The sequence below is a fragment of the Nostoc sp. UHCC 0870 genome, assembly GCF_022063185.1.
Lineage (GTDB): Bacteria > Cyanobacteriota > Cyanobacteriia > Cyanobacteriales > Nostocaceae > Trichormus.
Genome location: NZ_CP091913.1, coordinates 3,695,869 through 3,715,315, shown reverse-complemented (window position 1 = coordinate 3,715,315; position 19,447 = coordinate 3,695,869). Strand labels below are relative to the sequence as shown.

Genomic DNA, 19,447 nt, shown 5'->3' with positions numbered 1-19,447 from the left:
GTTACATACTGTGTCAAGTGTCAACGTATTCCCGATTACGAATTATTATTTCCTCTAAATTTCTGAACTTAAACCAACCCGGAAAGTAAACCCAGGACTATAAATTCTGTTCACCCGTTCGTATTGTTCACCCAATAAATTTTCTAAATAAAACGTCAGCCCCAAACCTTTACTTAAAGGGATGCGCCCACTCAAATCAAAATTTACGTAGGATGGTACAAAATCTGTATTCTTATCACCTGGATTATTAAACAAAGCCCTTCGCGCACCACTATTGTATGTAGCGTATAAATTAGCTTGCCATCCATTTTGTTGATAGCCAATTCCAGCTTGCAAATTAGAATAAGGAATCAAACCTAATTGCAAACCGCGCTCTGTTCCTGTTTTAATTTGAGCATCGGTGTAAGTGTAGTTAACAAACGTTGACCAATTCCTAGTAAATCGCCAACGTAATGCAGCTTCTAAGCCATTGGTATCAACTAGCCCAATATTTTGCCATTGCCCTTGAATAATTCCCAGACGATTATCTAAACTACTACCAAAGTAAGTAAATTGTCCGGTTAAATCCTGAGTAAAATTAACATCTAGCCCAGCAGTCCATGATGAACCCGTTTCTGGTTTTAAATCTGGATTAGACAGCCAACCATGCACTGTATCATAAAGATATAACTGGTCTAACCCAGGGTTACGTTGTCCACCAGCCCAACTTCCCCGCACAGCCAAATTTGGGGACATTACGTAACGCATACCCACACTGGGATTGAGGTAATTACCAAATTGGGAATCAAAGTTTTGTCTTAAACCTAAATCTACCTGAAAATTGTCGCTCAAATCCCAAGTATTAACCGCAAATAAGGCTGTATTCAATACACTGCGATTTTCTTCTTCATTCAACGCGATTCGATTGGGGCTGTTGCTGTTAGTAATCCCATCTAAATTGGTATTTTTTAAATCTAAACCCCAACGTAGACGATTATTAGCGGTGAGTCGCCATTCATGGTCTACTCTGGCTGTTAAGTTTTGTGTGTCTAACGTGCCAGTGCGGTAAAATGTGTTGCCTTGAAAAACCGTAGGGCCGTAAGTATTAAAGTAGTCTTGGTTATAACCTAGTGTAGTGGTAAGGTTAGAGTCTTTCGCAAGTTGCGATCGCCATGATAAACCAATATTTAATCCATCGTGGTCTAACCTATCTCTTTGCAAAGGGAAGCCAAAATAGATCAAACCCCTACGGCTACTGAGTTTTTTTACATCAAAACTCAAGGTATTTTTGGGATTCAAATCAACAGCAACGTTACCAAAATAGGTGCTAGTAGCTGTATCTGCATTGAATAAATTACCGCTAGCATCGCGGTTAGCTGCACCTTGAGGTACTTTATAACGATTATCAATAAAAAATCGTTCAAAGCTCAAATTATATCTAAAGTTTTTACCACCACTACTCAAACTAGTTTGTTGATTATTTAAATTCAACGAACCAAATTCTGCTGAGGCGTTAAACCTTGGAGTGCTGCTCCCTTGTTTAGTAATAATATTAATTACTCCGCCAAAAGCTGAAGAACCATACAAGGCTGTAGATGCACCGCTAGATACTTCTATTCTCTCAATTGCTTCTACAGGAATACTATTTAAATCTGTCGCACCGTGATAAGTATTCACATCATTATTAATCGGTCTACCATTAATTAAAAAGACAGACTGGTTAATTGAATGTCCGCGATAATATGTACCTGTGTGAATGTCTGCGCCATGTCCAGCATCATTGATAGCAAACCCCGGCATTCTTTTCAAAACATCAGCAACGCTTGTTGCTCCCTGTTTTTGAATTTCTTCTTTTTCAATAACGTAAGTCGGTGTTGATTGGGGTAGTGAGTCTTGTTCTCCTATGGTTTCCAAGCTGATATCTGCATCATCTTCTAATGGCACTTCAGTTTGTGCTAATTTCTCAGCTTGAACTGAGTGTAACTCCGATGGCTGCATCAATAATTTAGCATCGGTATAGTGTTGGGTTAACTCACTTATTTGCAGAATATTTAAATTAATATTTTGCGATTTTTTATTAATATCTAATTCTTCAACTGCAATCTCTGATGCTAATGATGGTGAACCAACGAATGCACCCAATAAACTTAATGGCAGCACCCATAACTCTTGCTTCATTGAGTTCTCCAAAAATTAAAATGATTATTTGTATTTATTAACCAAACAAAACAGTATCGATAAATACGAATATATGTCAAGCACTTTTATCGAATTATTTTACTTTGACAGCCTGTCTTATTTGCTGGGTTCACTTATTTTTAAGTTTGACAGAGTGTCATATATAAATATCTTGACAATTCAAGATAAGATTACTGCTCTTGTTACGATGCAAGCTGTATTTTAATTCGCCAGGAAATAATTTTTTGTATGGATAAAAAATATTTTTTCATCCCTAATATTCAGAAATAAGAAATAATTGTTGCATCAGGTAATTTACCCGCATTTCGCACAAACAGTAGGGGCGGGTTCACAGATATTCTCGAATCATTCACTAATATTTCACTCAACATGACAGCTTCAGCATTTATGCAAGAGGTCTTTTCTTTAGGGAAGGATATAAGTGCAATAATTTATACAATAATAAAAAATAATCTAAAAAATGCAAAAATAGGGGTGTTTTTGCTTCAAAGACAACCATGAGGTTCTTCTTTGCCAACTTCCTCTACGTCCCCTGCTTACTAAGGGATAGGACATTTTTGATTTGGAAGTTCCCTAGCTCCTGCTTCAAGGTGGACATTTACCTAAAATTTAAGCTAAAGTTGTAATGAGTTTGTTTTAGATGAAGGTGTGGTGAAGCAAACATCAGAAAATTATCCCCACAATCACTTCAAACTATAATTTCCGCAGCATTCCCCAGCAGCAGCACAGGTAGAGCAGGTGTAAAGGTAAAATGTGTAGTTCCCTGGTAGATACACAGCAACCATCAACTCAAACTGGGAAAACTCCCCCATAGTTAAGTAGACTTAAATATGCAGAAACAGGCAGTATCCACAAAACCCATTCGTTCTTTAGAAGATGCGCTTGAACGGTGTCAAATATTAGGTATGCGGGTTAGCCGTCAACGTCGCTTTATTTTAGAACTATTATGGCAAGCTAATGAACATCTTTCTGCGAGGGAAATTTACGATCGCCTCAACCATGAAGGTAAAGAAATCGGTCATACATCTGTATATCAGAATTTAGAAGCATTATCAAGTCAAGGGATTATAGAGTGTATCGAACGCTGTGATGGGCGTTTATATGGCAATATTAGCGATGCTCACAGTCATGTTAATTGTTTAGATACTAATCAAATTCTTGACGTTCATATTGAACTACCAGAAGAATTTATCCGTGAGGTTGAACAAAAAACTGGGGTAAAAATTACTGAATACACAATTAATTTCTACGGCTATCGCAGTTCCCAAGACAGTGAATAAAGCTTTTTCGGGTTTGTAGTGAGGGCTTTAGCCCTCTCCTTTGCGTAAAGCGTTTATAAGGAAGTTACGAATTATTAAACTGATCATAAAAAACCGTTTCATCATCACCATCATCATCTAAATTTGAAGGTGAACTAATTTCACCTTCTACATTTTCAATGATACCGATATCATGGGTATTATGATCCCAATGCTTCGTGTTATCCGTACTGTTCTGGATGTTAAAGTATGATTGCTGTGATAACAAAACTTTCAAAGCTTGAAACTGTTCTAAGGAGAATAAAGCACCTTTGAATTTAGCAGTTTCTCGATTAGCTTCACTGATAATAGCATCAGATAAACAAGTATTAGTGAAATTAGCATCATGAAAATTGACACCAGTCAGGTTAGCACCAGTTAAATTTGCATTAGTAAGATTTGTATTAGTAAGATTTGCACCAGTGAGATTTGCATCACTGAGATTTGCATCACTGAGATTTGCATCACTCAGGTTAACTCCAGCAAGATTTGCTCCTATCAATACTGCATTGGTTAAATTTGTCTGCTCAAAATTAGCACCAGCTAATATAATTTGAGATAAAGATGCTCCTGATAGATTAATCCCCGCTAGAGATTCAGAATGAATGCACTTAATAACATGAGTATCCAGTAATCTTGCTTTTGATAACAGCATGAGCATTGCTTCTGGATAAAATTCTGTGCTATTGCTGGGGTTGCCACAAGGACAAAAAGTAACTTGAATTTCTTTGTGAATACCGCCTACCAAGAAAAATATATTAATACCCACATAAGTATTTAGCTGTTCTATATTGACAGGGTTGTGCAGTGAGTGGAAATAAGATAAAGCTGTGTGGGCGATACCTTCATCTAACCAACGTCCTTGACAGTAACCACGCCAAAAAGATTCCAGGCGTTGGATGAGAATTTCCCCAGTAAAATGATTTATTGGCTGATGGTGTAAACTGGCGATCGCTAATTCTGCAATTTCTTGAGTCAAAATACCATAACCCAGTAAATTATACAGGTGCTGGGCAACGCCGTTAGGAGAATCAATCACAAAATTTTGCGTACCGTAAATATCTGCTTGACACTGTGTCAAAATTTGTAATTGACTAGCCACCGCCTCAGCGCAGAGATATGTCCCTAGGTTTGGGTGAGAGAATGCGATGGTTTGGGAATTGGGAATTGGGGTAATCCTGTGCCTCTTTTGAAAATAAAATGGGGGTAGGTTAGCCGTTGGGGTTAATTCCAGGGTGATATGATGGCGATCGCTGTGTAAAATTTGTAGAGATATCGTTTGTATTTGGTCGATGACATCTTGGGGATGATGACCAGCAAGTAAATTTGCGATCGCTTCTTGTGTACGATGAATATGCGCCAATCCTTGACGCTGTAAGCTGGCGCGGATATTGCCAGTTAAGGGATAGCCTAACAACCATTGTTGGAGGCGATGATAAATTTCCCACAACAAAGAGGAATTACTATTTTGTTGGTTATAAGCTAACTGCAATATCCCGTCATCTAGTAACCCATCCCGATGTAAAACACCCAAAAGATACAGCATGAATGGTTGGTGTACCAAAGCTGAGAGTTCTGGTAACTTGGATTTACTTGTAAATAACCCGGCCTGTTTTAAAAACGTAAAAAAGTTTTGAGCAACAGGTAATGATTGAATTAATGTCCACTGTTGAAACCATAGCTTAAGTTCATTTGCTGTCAACTGCTGAATAGTAATGCGCCGCCATTGTGGGGGTATTTCTGGCGCAAATTCTTGCACAGTTGTTGAGCGACTAGTCAACACAATTTTATGCTGATGTTGAGCTTGAAATTGAATTAACTGTTGGATAAAAATTGTCTTTGTTCTTTTACTCTGACTAGCAGGAGGCAATTCATCCAGTCCATCTAGTAGTAATATACATCGAGGATGGTCTTGTCCTAGCCAAGTAGTAAGATGAATCTGTTGATTAAATGCAAAACCAGAATTGAGAGTTTCAATTAAATTCTGTCCATATCTAATATCCCGTAACCGAATCACCACAGGCATCCAAGAAGGGTAAAGTTCCCGTGCTATTTCCGCCGCCCACATCTGGCAGAAACTAGTTTTACCATAGCCCGGTGCTGATTCAATCACAGTTATAGTTTCTAAATCAGTTAACTGTTCCTGCACCCATGTTTTTAAATCAACTGACTGTTCATCATTGGCTGTTTCTGGTATCCCAACTAAGGGAATGTAAATATCTTTCAATGAAAAATATTCCATTAGTAGCGGTGTGCTGAGGTTTTGCAGCAAACTAGCACGGTAATTTTCTCGATGTAAGTCAATTTTATCCGCTACCATCGCCCCCAATTCTGGGCTGTGGATATCACCAGGCGTTCCCACCCGGAAAAATTTTTGCAGTTGAGCCAAAGCTAGGGCATTCTGGGCAATGACTGATAGTAAGTATCCAGGAAGCGAGTGTGTTAACCGTTGAGTTAACAGTTTTGCCTTTAACTCCTCTGTACCATTGGCGACGAACCAAGCAACAGTAGCATGATTCATTTGTTGTACGAGTAATGAGTCTGCCACCAAAGATAAAGCTTGTTCAGCTTGGGTGTCTGTCAATTTGCCTGGAGAGAGGGTTTTTAATAATCCCTGGAGTAGCACATCTTGAAGAATTGGTGTAGGGGAGGGTATCTTGGCACGTTCTAGCCAAGGTCTTTGCAGGATAGTTTCTTGGTGTAAAACTTGTTCTAAAGCTTGCAGATAAGCAATTTGAAAGGCTAGCCATGTACCTTCGTTGCGTTTTAAAGCTTTTTTCTGGCTGAGACTACGTAACAGACTTTCGGTTAATAAAATAATGACAGTAATTTCTTGTTCAACCGCGTCTAAAGGCAGTGCCAAAACCTCAGCTAAAGTACAAATATCTAATGGTATTAGGCTTTTAGCTTCCATATCCTGGACAATACGATAGGCAATACCTGCTAATTGCCCAACGCACAAACTGGAAGTGTAACTGATTGTCAGCTGGCGTTCTGCCAACCAATGCCTAATACTAAGGTTCATTTAATTACATAGTGAACTGCGGCCTATCCCAATTATCATCCATTTATCAGAGGACGAAAACAGGTAACAATAAGGAGATACGATTCTAAGTTGTTAGCAAAAGTGGACAAGATAGTGCTGATGTTATTTGGGTAGACTATGAGCGATCGCCATTTTAAAATTATATTAGTTGATCCAGACCCTATCTTCCGCTTGGGACTACGGGTAGCTTTAGAGGCAATGCCTAACATAGAAGTGGTGTCAGAAGCAGCCACGGATACAGCAGTTTTGCAAACTCTAGCAGAACTAGCTCAACAAGACCCAAACCAAGTGAATTTGGTAATTTTAGAATTAGGTGATAATCGCTCAACAGGCTCTCAACAGCAAGGTTTACAACTAATTCAGCAACTCAAAGCTTTATATCCCACACTGCCGATTTTACTCTTTAGTTCTGTGCAAACACCAGGAATCATCATGGCAGCCAAAGCTTTTGGTGCAGATGGTTACTGTCCTAAAGGTACTCCTATTGCAGAATTGATGACAGCGATGATAGAGGTAGCCAATGGTAATTCCTATTGGTTAGAAACTAGGGCAAATACTGAATTAAATCCTCCCCCTCAGACTCCACCACGACGCTTACCCTTGGCAAAGTGGCGATATAATTTACATTCATCAGGAATTGGTTACATTGACGCTACGTTAAAAGAAATTACAGCCCAATTACAAATCCCTGGTTTACCAATTCTAGATAGAGCAATTTTAGCTGGACAAAGGCGAGAAATTTTAGCAGCTCGTTGGTTAGTCAATCAATTATTATTAGCACCCCAAGAAAAACAACAACAGCAACCAGAAGTCATTCACTCCGTTCAACCACCACTATCTGTATTACCTTCAGTTAGTAGTAATATTGTCCCTTCAGATATACAACAAATATTCAGTACACCTTCTTTATTAAGTCCAAGATCACTGCAATCTACCCTCTTTGCATCTTGCATCAATAAACTACAATTTTCTTTAAATAATGTTTCAAATACTCCCTTAGAAATTGACATCTTTCGTGAAGATAGGAAACGGGAATTACTTTATTTAATTCTCCAGAAATTATCTGAGCAATTAGATGATTTACGTGAAGCTCAAATCACAGTTAATCAATTGATAGAATTGCAGCCTATAATTTTAAAAGATTTGTGGCAAGCTACAGTTACAGAATTTTTTGGTAAATTTTCTCTAATCAAACTAGGAAACCGCAATATAGAAATTGTTAATGTATTATTACAAAACTCAGTAGTGGTTCAAACCGCGATTCTGAATAAAATTCCGTTAGTTAGGGAATTGTTATCTTACCTGTTATTTCAAACTGATTTACAAATAGATAATACATCTTACCCAGCAGGTACTTCAGAAGCCAACTTTCAAGCTGAAATCATGCTAGAGAATTTGTTAATTCAGGTAGCTAACGCTGTAGTACAACCTTTACTCAACTCTTTAGCAGATGTAGAACAAATCAAAAAAGACTTTTACGATCGCAAATTAATATCCACGAGAGAAATTGAAAGGTTTAGAAATGATTTATCTTGGAAATATCGGTTAAATAATTATGTGAAAGAAGCCCAGGCAATTTTTGAAAGCCGTTATGAATTATTTTTATTTGCGCCTCGTGGTATTGCGACAATTTCCGTTTATGCTCCTCGCAATAAAGAATTAGCCCAGCTTGGTGGTATTCCTCTACTAGTGACATTGACCCTAGAATTTCGAGATGCGATCGCACCAAGGTTACAATCAGTATTATCTTTCTTAGGCAGTGGTATTGTCTTCGTACTCACACAAATAATTGGTCGCGGTTTAGGTTTAATTGGTCGCGGTGTCATCCAAGGTATTGGTAGTGTCTCTTTTTCAGAAAAGAACTTTAAGCGCAACAATGAAAAGAGTAAGTAATTCGTAATTCTTATAAATTCCAGTTGCGACGAAAATAAAAGAAACCTTCTAACCACTCTTGCCAAGTTAGATTACTATGCAATTTCTGATTGCTCCATTCGCTGGCTGTTTGTTCTAAAATTTCTGCAAAACTGGGATAAATAGGAGATAAATCTGCTAAATGCTTGACGCGTATTTTTTGAGACATGGCGAAAGCGATTAGATTAATTAATTCTCTGGCTGCTGTTCCTAATATCGTTGCTCCTACAATCTCGCCGTTGCGTAATACAATTAACTTACAAATACCTGTAATTTTACTTTCTACTTGGGCTGCTGCTACTGATTTATAATAGTGTCGTAAAACTAAAATTTCTTTGCGCTCAAATCGGCGTTGTGCTTGCGCTTGTGTTAAACCTACCCGCGCTAAACTTGGCTGAGAAAATATTGCCCAAGGAATATTAGAGTAATTAACTTTCAACCTAGGTAAAAATAAAGCATTTTTTATCGCAATTCTCGCTTCATATTGAGCGATATTAGCGAAATCATAGCCACCAATTACATCCCCACAAGCATAAATTCGGTGGTTAGTAGTTTGCAGCTTTTCATTAATTAATAAACGCTGCTGATGCAATTTCACACCGACATTTGACAAATTTAATGATTCAATATTGGGTTGTTGCCCTGTCGCTACTAAAATTTCATCAACTTCAATGGCTTTATCTCCAACCTGAATCCATTTTTTACCATCAATTCGCCTGACTTGAGTAACTATTTTCCCTGTAAAAATACTTACACCCTCAGCTTCTAACTGCGCTTGTAGCAACTGGGAAATTTCTGGGTCAACAGAGGATATCAGGTAAGGGTGGTTAACTACTAAAGTGACACTGCAACCCAATTTGACAAGAGTTTGGGCAATTTCAATACTTTGGGGAACACCGCCAATAATTACCCAATCTTGGGGCGGTGTAGGTGCTTTAAAAGCCTGCCAAATATTAGCTAGGGTCAAGTAGCCAGTGGTTTGCAATCCCTCAATCTCTGGAATGGCTGGACGAGAACCAGTAGCTAGTAAATAAGTGCGTCCCCGCAATAGGCGTTGATTAACAGCAAATGCCAAATCAGGATCATCTGAAAATTGACCATTACCAAAAATCACATCGACCCCCTCCGCCGCTAATACAGCCGGAGAGGTCTGTTCTTGGATATTAGATACAACACCATAGGCGTACAGCATTGCATCTGGCCAGTTCACAGATATTGGGTATTTTTCGACAGTATCAGCGTTTCTGGAGTTAATACCAAAACTGACCAAATCATCGCCAGGCTGGGCAAGATTAGCAATTTTGCCGATCGCTTGAGAATAAAATAATCCGTAGTCTACTCTAGATTCTACTAAAGCAACTTTAGCTTTGAGTTGAGTAGCAAATAAAGCTGCATAGCGTCCAGCAAGACTACCGCCAATAATTACAATATCGTAGTCAATAGTCAAGTCGCTTCGCTCCAATTCAAAATTCAAATCTGCGCTTTAGTGAGGTACAAGAACCCCACCCCCAACCCCTCCCCGCAAGCAGGGAGGGAGCTATGATAACCTCATTTGGAAACGCTATATTGTCTTCTCACTCAGCACCGGCTAAACACCGCGCTACCGCTAACAGCACTCAGCACTCAGCACTCAGCACTAAGTTTAACCCTGTTAGCAGGCGTTTGTTGTCAGATTCAGAACGTACAGCGACGCGGAAAAAACGATCGCCTAATTCTTTAAAGCTGAGACAATCACGAATTAAAATTTGGTGATGCTGGAGTAACTGTTGCTGTAACTGCACAGTTGATTGTTGTGTTTCCACCAGTAAAAAGTTAGCAGCACTGGGTTGGGGTTGTAATCCGGGGATGGCGGCTAAACCCTCAAACAATTGCTGTCGTGCAGGTGGTAGCCATTGCCAAGTTTGTGCTTGAAACTCTGTATCCTGGAGGGACGCAACCGCCGCAGCTGCTGCCAAGGTGTTTACTGGCCAGGGGTCACGCCATAACTGCCATTTGCGGAGGCGGTCAGGGTGAGCGATCGCATATCCCATTCTCAGTCCAGGTAGACTGTAAAATTTAGTTAGCGATCGCAACACTACCAAGTTGGGATATTCCTGCACCAGCGAAATAAGGCTTTGTTCCTCATCAGGAGGTACAAAATCCATAAAAGCTTCATCCACCACCACCAAAGCAAACTGTTCCACATAAGGCAAAATCGCCTCCCGTGAGAATAGTTTGCCTGTCGGGTTGTGGGGATTGTTAATTAAGAAAGCGCAGTTTTTTGATGGGGTGTAGGGGTGTAGGGGTGTAGGGGTGTAAGGGTGTAGGGGAGAACCTGATTCTGTAATTCCCCCAGTTCCCAGTCCCCAGTCCCCAGTCCCCAATCCCCAGTCCCCAGTCCCCAAAGAAAGGGAAAACTCCAGAACTTTAGCGTTGTACGCCGCCAGGGTGCGGTAGTAGTCGCCAAAAGCTGGAGTAATTAAAAAGGTTGCGGCCAATTCTGCTAATTCCCTACCTGCCAAAGTCAGTAATTCTGCTGAACCGTTGCCCGGCAGAATCCACTCTGGCGGCAGTTGATGGAAGTCACCTAGAGCTAATCTTAGGTCACTGTAATCTGGGTCTGGATAGTGCCTGAGATTACCCATTTGCGAGTGAATAGCAGCGATCGCACTTTTGGGTGGGCCTAAGGGGCTGATACTCGCAGAAAAATCCACAATAGCATCAGCCGGACAGCCAGCTAGTGCTGCTGCCCAAGCTAAATTTCCCCCATGAGCCGGTTGCCGCATCAAATCAAAATTCCTAAAAGTAACGCCTACGCTTTTGGGGGCGCAACTCTTTCTCTAAATAGCTTACCAGCAGAGAAAGCAGGAACTCTAGTAGCGGGAATTTCCATCTTTTCGTTAGTTTTGGGGTTACGACCTTCACGAGCCTTGCGTTCTCGTGATTCAAAAGAGCCAAAACCTACCAGTGTCACCTTATCGCCAGAGGAAACAGCTTCAATAATCGTTTCCAAAGCAGCAGTTAAGACAGCATCAGCTTGCTTCTTAGTCACACTAGCCTTTTCAGATACGGCATCAACCAATTCACCCTTGTTCATTTGGAACTCCTTAATTTTTAGTTGAGATTTTTTCTAGATGTACCATGTAGCATCTTTACTTAAATCTCTGTTTTACAGAACACAAAAATCGACCTTGGGGAGTATTTCTACTCAAAATGTCTGTAAATCCCATCGGCTCGACTTTTCAATGAATCATTCTAAGGTGTTCCAGCCAGAAGTGGATAGATGAAACCATTAATTTATATGGATTTCGGCATTTTTTTTTAATTTTTGGGTGATTGTTGCAGCCAAAACCACCCCAAAAGTAGGAATAAATACTTAGTAAGACCCCTGATTACAATTAAGTCACACTGCAAAAGTAAAGAAATAAAAAGTTAGTTGAGTAGTTTAGTTTAATTTAATTTATTGGACTGCGATCGCATACCATCAAATCAAAATTCCCCTCCTCGCTTGTGGGGAGGGGCTAGGGGTGGGGTGCAACCATCTCAATCCACCGACGAAAGTAAAGCTTAAATTGTAGGGTGCGTTAAAGCAACGCGTAACGCACCGCGTGATTATGGTGCGTTACGGCAATTTATACTGTCGCTCATACTCAAATCATCACACCGCCGTAACACACCCTACTTAATATTTACTTTATAAATAGGCTCTTACAGTGAGTTTTAACAGAAACGGTCTAAGCTAAAAATAGTAGCTTTCAAAACAGGTGGAATATATGGAAAATAACAGTAAACAAGTCTATAACTATACGGTTCTTCTAGAAAAAGAACAAGATGGTGGCTATCACGCTTTTTGTCCTGTTCTCAAGGGCTGCCATTCTCAAGGCGACACTTTTGAAGAAGCTGTTGAGAATATTACAGAAGCTATCGAATTATATCTTGAAAGTTTAATGGCTGATCATCAACCTATCCCTAAAGAAGATTTAATTGTTAAGCCATTAAGTATCTTAATATGAGTAATTTTCCTAGTGTCAAAGCTAAAGATTTTGTTAAAGTAATTGAAAAATTAGGTTTTTATCTTGATCGTCAAAAGGGTAGCCATGCCATTTATAAAAATGTCCAGGGGAGTCGAGTTGTCGTTCCGATTCATTCTGGAAAAGACCTAAAACAAGGTACTCTAATGGGAATGATTCAAGATATTGGCATTGATAAAGAAACTTTTTTCGAGTTGTTACAAGAATAATATGTGAAAGGTAATTTAAGAGAGTGTTTGAAAAGTCGCCTTTTATGTCATGCTGACGAAGGAAGCATCCCAGTATAACGGTGAAAACGCGGATTCTTTCCTTCGGAACGCTTCGCGAACCTTCCGCAAAGCTCCACTCAGAATGACAAAGGATACCTGACAAAACTTTTTAAACAGCCTCTAAGCATAGAACTCATCATCTATAGCGTTTCCTAATCACATGAGGTACATCATAGCCCCCTCCTCGCTTGCGGGGAGGGGGTTGGGGGTGGGGTGCAACCATCTTAATCCACCGAAGAAAGTTTCCCCTTAACCCAAGCACGAAAAGCGCGAGTAGTAGAGACTTCACCATTCTGTTTAGCTGCTAAAACAAACTGGGGAATCTCCCTCACCGGCACAGATGCAAAAGTCATGCTCATTTGCACTTCTGAATATTGCCCACCTACAAGCGTATAAATTCTTAATGTACTGCCGTTATAACGCCAAAACTCAGGAACTCCCATCGCTGCATACAGCTTCAATTTGTCTATTGCAGAGCGAGAATATTCCACCTCTAGCACCAAATCAGGCGGTGGGTCAGTGGCTAGGTCAATATTTTCTTTATTTCTGACTAAAGCTTCATTTTGGATGTAGTAGCTACTATCTGGCTCTGCCCCCCGTTCTAAATCATCCCGCGTTAAAGTCAGAGAGCCAGAACGTTTAATCTCTAAACCAAATTCTTCACACAGGACACCGACAAAGACCTCTATAAGGCGGTTGGAGTTTTCGTGTGCCATGAGTGGGGACATAATCTCTACTATTCCATTTTCGTAAGCTAGTCGGGAATTGCGCTCTGTTCCCATCTCCAGGAGCATAGTTTTAAAAGTTTGCCAGCTGATGTTGTGGAGTAAAGTTCTAGTTTCTGCTGGTTGTTTTATCGCCACCATAGTTGATTTCTCCCCCAGGATATTGGCTTATATCAAGAGTTTGCCATATTTCGCAATAGTTGGTTTGTTAAACCCGGATTTCTCACCAATTATTGCAACGTCCGTAGGGGCGGGTTGAGCGAAATATTCGTGAATGATTCGAGTATATCTGTTAACCCGCCCCTACTGTTTGTGAGAAATGCGGGTCTTCAAGGCTATCCAAAAAAATACCACAAAGCTTAAAAGCTTGTGGTTTATCTAGTAGATTGCATTTTCTTCCTAATACCAATTCGCCAAAATCAGCCAACAGATATCAAACCAAAACTTAGACACATCTGACTTTTTTGAATTACGAATTACGTTAGCGGAGCGGGGCGTTAGCCCATTACGAATTACGAATTATCGCTTAGGTGTACCCAAACCACGACGCTCAAGCATTTGCCGCACCTGTGGGCTAGGGTTGTAATTATAGCCATAAGCAGAGTTTTCCGAATCATCCATAATTTGAGGTGTTAGGAGTACAATCACCTCATTACGCTGATTAGTTCTGTTTGTGCTTCTAAATAGTGAACCAAGAAGGGGAATATCGCCCAAAATGGGAATCTTGCTTACTGAGACTCTATCGGTTTCTTGAATAATGCCACTAAGAATTAATGTTTGACCATCTCGCAGACGAACTAGCCCAGATTTAAGACTGCGTTGGGATATTAAAGTAATCGTACCATCACCAGTTGATGTTGTACCACCAGGTGCTGACACTGTAGGTGCAACGGACAAAGAAACAAAACCATTATCATCAATTCTCTCAACTTTAACTGCCAACGTCAGACCTGCATCCTTAATAATAGGTTTTCTGGTAGAAGATGATTGAGAATTTGTCCCTGTTGATGAACTTTGTTCTGAACTTTCAAAGCCTCCAAATACTTCTGTCGTTAATTTCACTACAGCTTCTTGACCTTCTTGCACAATTAAAGTTGGGTCAGTCAAAATCTTGGCGTTGCCATTTTGTACTTGAGCCTGCAAACTAGCGAGAAGACGTTTAGGATACTGAAATAAAGAAGGTAAAGCAGCTGTTGCTGTGCCAACAGTTCCTGGTGTAACAGTTGTTGTTACTGTGTTTGGCTGTCCTGGGGTAGTAGGTGGATTTACGGTTGTGGTAACAATATTAGGTGTTCCCCTTGTAAAATCTGTAAAACCTGCCTGAAATGGATCTCCTGAAATTCCGGCTTGGCGATTAAAGAAGCTCTCAGAACTTCCAGGTGTCTCACGAATAAATGAGTTGCCATTAACATTATCAGTAAAAACTGTTCTTTCACCTATTCCAGTTCCTGGAATACTGGTAGTGTTATTTAAATCTAAGAAAGTATTACCACCACTATAAGGATTACCACTCACTGTGGGGTTAAGATTATTACGTACATTACTAGCACTGGGTGGATTCAGTCCACCAAAATTCAGTGATGCTGCACCACCGTCACTGGAGAAGAAGTTATTTCCTATTCCAAAAGAAAAGCTAGAGTTGGATTCTTGAAGGCCTAAAAGGTTTACATCAATAATTCTGACATTAACTACCACCTGACGGCGGCGGACATCAAGTTGGGTCAGTTGAGCCATTGCCATTTCTACTTGCCTGGGTGGTCCAATTAAGGTAAGAGAATTGGTACGCTCATCGCCTAATGCTTGTAGACCTCTGAGCAAAGGTCTTGAATCTTGAAATTCAACTCTTTGAGTTTCAAGTTTGGTTTCTGAGGTTGTCTGAGTTTGAGTGACTGCCACATTAGCTGCACCACCAACAGGAACGGCATTTACGCTAGTAACCAGTCTTTCTCTACTAATAGCACTTTCAGCCCCCAAGCCAACCAAAAAGTTTAAAGCAACTCCTACATTTACCTGATTGAGTCGCAGGTTACGCATAATCACGTCACGCGTTGAATTAGGCAGTTTCGGCCCAACAAAAATAGTCCTATTGCTGCGGTTAGCCTCTAAACCACTTAAGCGCAAGACATAATTAAACACATCTTGCACAGGCTCATTTTCTATATCTAGAGAAATGGTTTGCTGAATTTCCTGCCCCTCTTTAGGGGCATCGCCTCCTATATAAGCCAAGTTGAGATTAGCCGCACGAGCCAACAGCGATAAAACCTCACGGACTGGCGCATCCCGCAACACCAAACGAGGCACACGTTCCTGAGTACCTAAATCTATGGTGCTAGGAGACGCATCAGTTGCAGAAATCGCAATATCCCCAACTGGTGGGGCGATCGCTCTGGGTAAGAATGGCGGTGCTTGGCTGACAGGCTGACCTACACCAGCAGGTTGTGCTGGTCTACCATCAATTGTGACTTCCGGGTTAGGTACAAGCACATTTGGAACTGCACCCGGTTGAGCAACCATAGCCCCAGGAGGTGGAGTAGTCGCAGGTGGTGTTGTCGATGTCGGTGGTTTAGGGGTAATTGGTGCTGATGCTGTAGTTCCTGTTGATGGAGTATAGCCGAGGGTAATTCCATCTGATTTTCTAACCACAGGTTGACCACCTGGCGCATCATTATCACCAGTCACTATCACCCGAATACTATTAGCATCAAGTTGCACAACCTCAACAGAAGCAATTCCCGGAACTGGTTTTTCTTGGCGGAAATTATTCCCTTGTCGTAAACGCAGTTGGGTATTAATCACATCTGAAACTAAAGCCTTACCTCGTTTCGTCGTAAAAACTTGTGGACGCGAGCCGGCAGAAGTTTTGAGAGTAACACTAACTCCCCCATCTACGGGAGCTAACTTGACTTCATTAACTTGTGTAATTTGTGCTGATACTGGTTGTGCTGCCAGAAAAGATAAAGCAGCCGTACCTAAAATAAAATTATTACCGTGAAACTGTTTCACAGTTCATTCCTCACTTAATAAGCAATTCAAAATTCAAAAATAGAGTGTAGGTTGGGTTAAGATCCCCCCAACCCCCCTTAAAAAGGGGGGCTTATGAGACTCTTAAAAAGGGGCTTCTAACCCTATTAGAATTAGAAATGGTCTTTTAACCCTCTTTTACCCCCTTTTTAAGGGGGTCGCCGCAGGCGGGGGGATCTTAACCCAAACTAAAAGCCCGTAGCCTCTAACTACTTCTTAGTCGCTGCTTTAGCCGCAGCAGCTGCATCTTCTGAATTAAGGGGCATTAATGCTTGTAATTGGAAAGATGTCGTAATTGGTGCAGCCCCTACCCTCCGCAAAGGCTTACCAGATGTATCTGTAGCTTGTATATTTGCTAATGCTGATTGATAGTCTTTAACTATTAGTAATGGCTGTAAACGCTCTATATTCCGAATAATAGATTGGGTTTGTTCATAAGTACCGATGATTTCGACATTAATGCTACTGCGTTTGAGCTTGCCGTTGACGGCTGCTCCCAGAGAACCATCGGTAACAATTTCTGGTTTATCTGTAGCTGGTACAAATTTTTGCAGTTTGGCTCTCACTGCATTGAGAGGCGTTGGCGAACTACCAGACTCTACTAAACGATTTAAATCCAAAAGTAGAGTATCTAAAGTTTTTTCGTCAGAGAATAAAGCTAAAACCTGTTTTTTTTGCTGTTTTGCTTGGGCTAGCTCTTCTTTAACCTTACCAATTTGTTTGACAGTAGCCTCCTTCTGCTGGATTTGTCCTTGGAGTTCGTTGCTTTGTCCTTGCTTTTGCTGATAGCTGTCCCAAGCTGGCATCACCATATTGAGTAGCATATACATAGCTCCTGCCAGACCTACGACCCCGACCAAAATTCCAATGATTTTTGGTGTAAAGGTAATACCAAAAATAACGGGGTAAGTTGGTTCTGAATCTACATTGCCGGCGTGTTCGGCAAAATTTAAATCTTCACTCAGCGTCATCGTGTAATGACTCCTGTTTGTTGCATACTACGAATTCGGGTTACTAATCCCACTGTGCCTTTTTGCTCTAATTCCCGAATCAATTCCGAAGCTGGAACATCACTGAGACTGGATTGAATGGTATATTTAACTACTTGTGGTGGTTTAATTGTTACACCATTTCTAGCTGTTGCTTGTACTGGTGCATCTACTAAAGTAGCTGTAATAATTCTGCTTGCGGAAGACTTTAAAAAGCGCGACTGTTGCAGACTTAATAAAAAGTCGTTCACATTGTCAAAAGAGCGAGCCAATCCAGTGATTTCTATCCCACCTGCGGGGTTAGGAGAGGGCTGTCCTTCTGTTGCGGCGGTGGGGGGAATTTGCCTGACATTTTCAATTTGCACTGTCGCGGGAATGCGATCGCGCAAATCTTCTAACATGGCTGACCAAGGTCGAATCTGGTCAAATACGGTAACTAAACTTTGGGTTTCCGCTTTGAAGGCGGCTGTCTGTTCTTTAATTTTGTTGATATTGCTGATTTCTGCGTCTAATTTCTTACTTTGGTCTTCTAGTTGTGCGATCGCCTGCTCTAACTCACTAGTTTTAGCTTGCAAAAACCACAAACCAGCCCCTACCAAGACTGGAAAGCCTAAACCCAATGTCACCCCAATATAAACTGGTGTTAAATTCCCCGTCGGTAGCTTAATTCCTGACTTTTTCTCAAGTTTGGGCTGATAGGCTGGACGATCTTTAAGAAAGTTAATATCTAAACTGTACATTTTGTTACACCTCCCGCATTCCTAAACCAAGAACTATTCCTAAACCAGAACGCTGTGTTGCGGGGTAATCGTCTTGATTAACTTCCAAGGACAAAGACCCAATAGGATCTATTTGTGTAGTAGGTATACTTAGTCTTTGTGTAAAAAAATCATCTAAATATTGTAGCCCACCTCCAGGCCCAGCTAAGAAAATCTGTGCTACCTCTAAGTTTTCACTTTGATTTAAGTAAAAATCGACAGAACGGCGTAGCTCATCTGTGAGTTCTCCCAAGATTCGCATCACCCCGGCCATCCCTGGGTCAGCTTCCGTCATCCCAGTTTTATCACCGTCTATGGGAGTTAGGGGAATTTTCATTTCATATAACAGTTCCATATCCCGTGATGTGGGTAAGCTCATAGCTCTAGCCCAGGCCATTTGCATTTGGTAAGTGCCAACGGGTACAGTGCGGGAAAATTGGGGTATACCGTTAACAATGATGGCTATTTCTGTACTGTCGAACTCGATGTCAACTAAAACGGCGGCTTCTTGTGGACTTAATTCGCGCAAATGGCGATCGCGGATTGTCCGAATCAGTGCGAAACTGTTAATCTCTAAAACATTGATTTGCAATCCTGCCTGCTCAAAGGTACGAATATATGTATCTGTCACCTCCTTACGGGTAGCAACTAACAACACCTGTACCTTTTCAATGCCGTCCTCATCTACAAAGTACCCAAGTTTTTGATAATCTACATCAGCTTCCTCACGGGGATAGGGTAAATACAAACCTGCTTCATGGTCTAACACCATATCCCGGAGTTCCCGATCATCCAACTCTGCCGGTACAGGTATGATCCGTACAATCGAATCACGACCTGGTACACCAGTCGCCACACGAGAAGTCTTGATTTTGCTTTGAGCCAAGGCCTGCTGAATCAATTGCGCCATTGCTGGAGGGTCATTGATTTGACCATCACTAACAATTCCTTCTGGAACTGGTACTGATGTTAAAGATTCGATTTTTAAACCTTGGCGTTGCTTGCGTATTTGAACTACATTCACACGTTCCGGTGCTATTTCAACACCTACCCCTTTATGAGATTTACCAAACAGACTACTAAAACTTTTCACCACAACAATGCCCACCAAAATGCAAAATTGAAAATTTAAATGATACTTAAGTAGTCATTGGTCATTAGTCACTTGGGCTATGAACTTTTGACCAAATTTAGAAATATACCAGCTTTGCCCACCCTACATAACTCAGCACCGACTAAACG

Annotated in this window: 14 protein-coding genes; 4 read left to right on the top strand and 10 right to left on the bottom strand. The window is 40.9% G+C overall.

Going from position 1 to position 19,447, the window contains the following annotated elements; genetic code table 11:
* Nucleotides 1-54 precede the first annotated feature (54 nt).
* Nucleotides 55-2,157, bottom strand: a complete 2,103-nt coding sequence (locus L6494_RS15690) for a TonB-dependent receptor plug domain-containing protein (protein ID WP_237988652.1) — start codon at nucleotides 2,155-2,157, stop codon at nucleotides 55-57.
* An 851-nt stretch (nucleotides 2,158-3,008) separates the two neighbouring features.
* On the opposite strand from L6494_RS15690, the gene L6494_RS15685 reads away from it, so the two are divergent.
* The gene (locus L6494_RS15685; RefSeq protein WP_237988650.1) at nucleotides 3,009-3,458 is read left to right on the top strand and encodes a Fur family transcriptional regulator; all 450 of its coding nucleotides are present in this window, start codon (nucleotides 3,009-3,011) and stop codon (nucleotides 3,456-3,458) included.
* A gap of 64 nt (nucleotides 3,459-3,522) precedes the next feature.
* Here L6494_RS15685 and L6494_RS15680 read toward each other — a convergent pair whose 3' ends face one another.
* On the bottom strand, nucleotides 3,523-6,501 hold the full coding sequence (locus tag L6494_RS15680) for a pentapeptide repeat-containing protein (RefSeq protein WP_237988649.1): 2,979 nt from the start codon (nucleotides 6,499-6,501) through the stop codon (nucleotides 3,523-3,525).
* A 138-nt stretch (nucleotides 6,502-6,639) separates the two neighbouring features.
* Here L6494_RS15680 and L6494_RS15675 point away from each other — a divergent pair, with 138 nt between their 5' ends.
* Nucleotides 6,640-8,415 carry a DUF3685 domain-containing protein gene (locus L6494_RS15675; protein WP_237988647.1) on the top strand — a complete coding sequence of 592 codons (1,776 nt, stop codon included), beginning with the start codon at nucleotides 6,640-6,642 and terminating at the stop codon, nucleotides 8,413-8,415.
* A gap of 10 nt (nucleotides 8,416-8,425) precedes the next feature.
* Here the strand turns inward: L6494_RS15675 and L6494_RS15670 are convergent, their stop codons facing one another.
* The 3 genes from L6494_RS15670 to L6494_RS15660 all read right to left on the bottom strand — a co-directional run bounded on the left by L6494_RS15670 (nucleotide 8,426) and on the right by L6494_RS15660 (nucleotide 11,509).
* Nucleotides 8,426-9,880: a dihydrolipoyl dehydrogenase family protein gene (locus L6494_RS15670; protein ID WP_237988645.1), complete on the bottom strand. Its 1,455-nt coding sequence runs from the start codon at nucleotides 9,878-9,880 to the stop codon at nucleotides 8,426-8,428.
* Nucleotides 9,881-10,049: 169 nt separating this feature from the next.
* Nucleotides 10,050-11,198, bottom strand: a complete 1,149-nt coding sequence (gene cobD / locus L6494_RS15665) for a threonine-phosphate decarboxylase CobD (RefSeq protein ID WP_237988644.1) — start codon at nucleotides 11,196-11,198, stop codon at nucleotides 10,050-10,052.
* A gap of 26 nt (nucleotides 11,199-11,224) precedes the next feature.
* Nucleotides 11,225-11,509: an HU family DNA-binding protein gene (locus L6494_RS15660; protein WP_237988642.1), complete on the bottom strand. Its 285-nt coding sequence runs from the start codon at nucleotides 11,507-11,509 to the stop codon at nucleotides 11,225-11,227.
* A 676-nt stretch (nucleotides 11,510-12,185) separates the two neighbouring features.
* Between L6494_RS15660 and L6494_RS15655 the strand changes: the two genes are divergently transcribed.
* The gene (locus tag L6494_RS15655; protein ID WP_237988640.1) at nucleotides 12,186-12,425 is read left to right on the top strand and encodes a type II toxin-antitoxin system HicB family antitoxin; all 240 of its coding nucleotides are present in this window, start codon (nucleotides 12,186-12,188) and stop codon (nucleotides 12,423-12,425) included.
* Nucleotides 12,422-12,652, top strand: coding sequence for a type II toxin-antitoxin system HicA family toxin (locus L6494_RS15650; RefSeq protein WP_237988638.1), 231 nt, complete (start codon nucleotides 12,422-12,424; stop codon nucleotides 12,650-12,652). The genes L6494_RS15655 and L6494_RS15650 overlap by 4 nt, the downstream gene beginning before the upstream one ends.
* A gap of 284 nt (nucleotides 12,653-12,936) precedes the next feature.
* Here the strand turns inward: L6494_RS15650 and L6494_RS15645 are convergent, their stop codons facing one another.
* From L6494_RS15645 to pilM, 5 genes are all read right to left on the bottom strand, one after another.
* Nucleotides 12,937-13,578 carry a Uma2 family endonuclease gene (locus tag L6494_RS15645; RefSeq protein WP_237988636.1) on the bottom strand — a complete coding sequence of 214 codons (642 nt, stop codon included), beginning with the start codon at nucleotides 13,576-13,578 and terminating at the stop codon, nucleotides 12,937-12,939.
* A 378-nt stretch (nucleotides 13,579-13,956) separates the two neighbouring features.
* Nucleotides 13,957-16,440, bottom strand: coding sequence for a type IV pilus secretin family protein (locus L6494_RS15640; protein ID WP_237988635.1), 2,484 nt, complete (start codon nucleotides 16,438-16,440; stop codon nucleotides 13,957-13,959).
* Nucleotides 16,441-16,667: 227 nt separating this feature from the next.
* Nucleotides 16,668-17,429, bottom strand: a complete 762-nt coding sequence (locus tag L6494_RS15635; protein ID WP_237988634.1) for a pilus assembly protein PilO — start codon at nucleotides 17,427-17,429, stop codon at nucleotides 16,668-16,670.
* Nucleotides 17,426-18,187 (bottom strand): PilN domain-containing protein, encoded by a 762-nt coding sequence (locus L6494_RS15630; protein WP_237988632.1) that lies wholly within the window; start codon nucleotides 18,185-18,187, stop codon nucleotides 17,426-17,428. Before L6494_RS15630 ends, L6494_RS15635 begins: the two co-directional genes overlap by 4 nt.
* A gap of 4 nt (nucleotides 18,188-18,191) precedes the next feature.
* Nucleotides 18,192-19,301 (bottom strand): type IV pilus assembly protein PilM, encoded by a 1,110-nt coding sequence (gene pilM / locus L6494_RS15625; RefSeq protein WP_237988631.1) that lies wholly within the window; start codon nucleotides 19,299-19,301, stop codon nucleotides 18,192-18,194.
* Nucleotides 19,302-19,447: the final 146 nt, after the last annotated feature.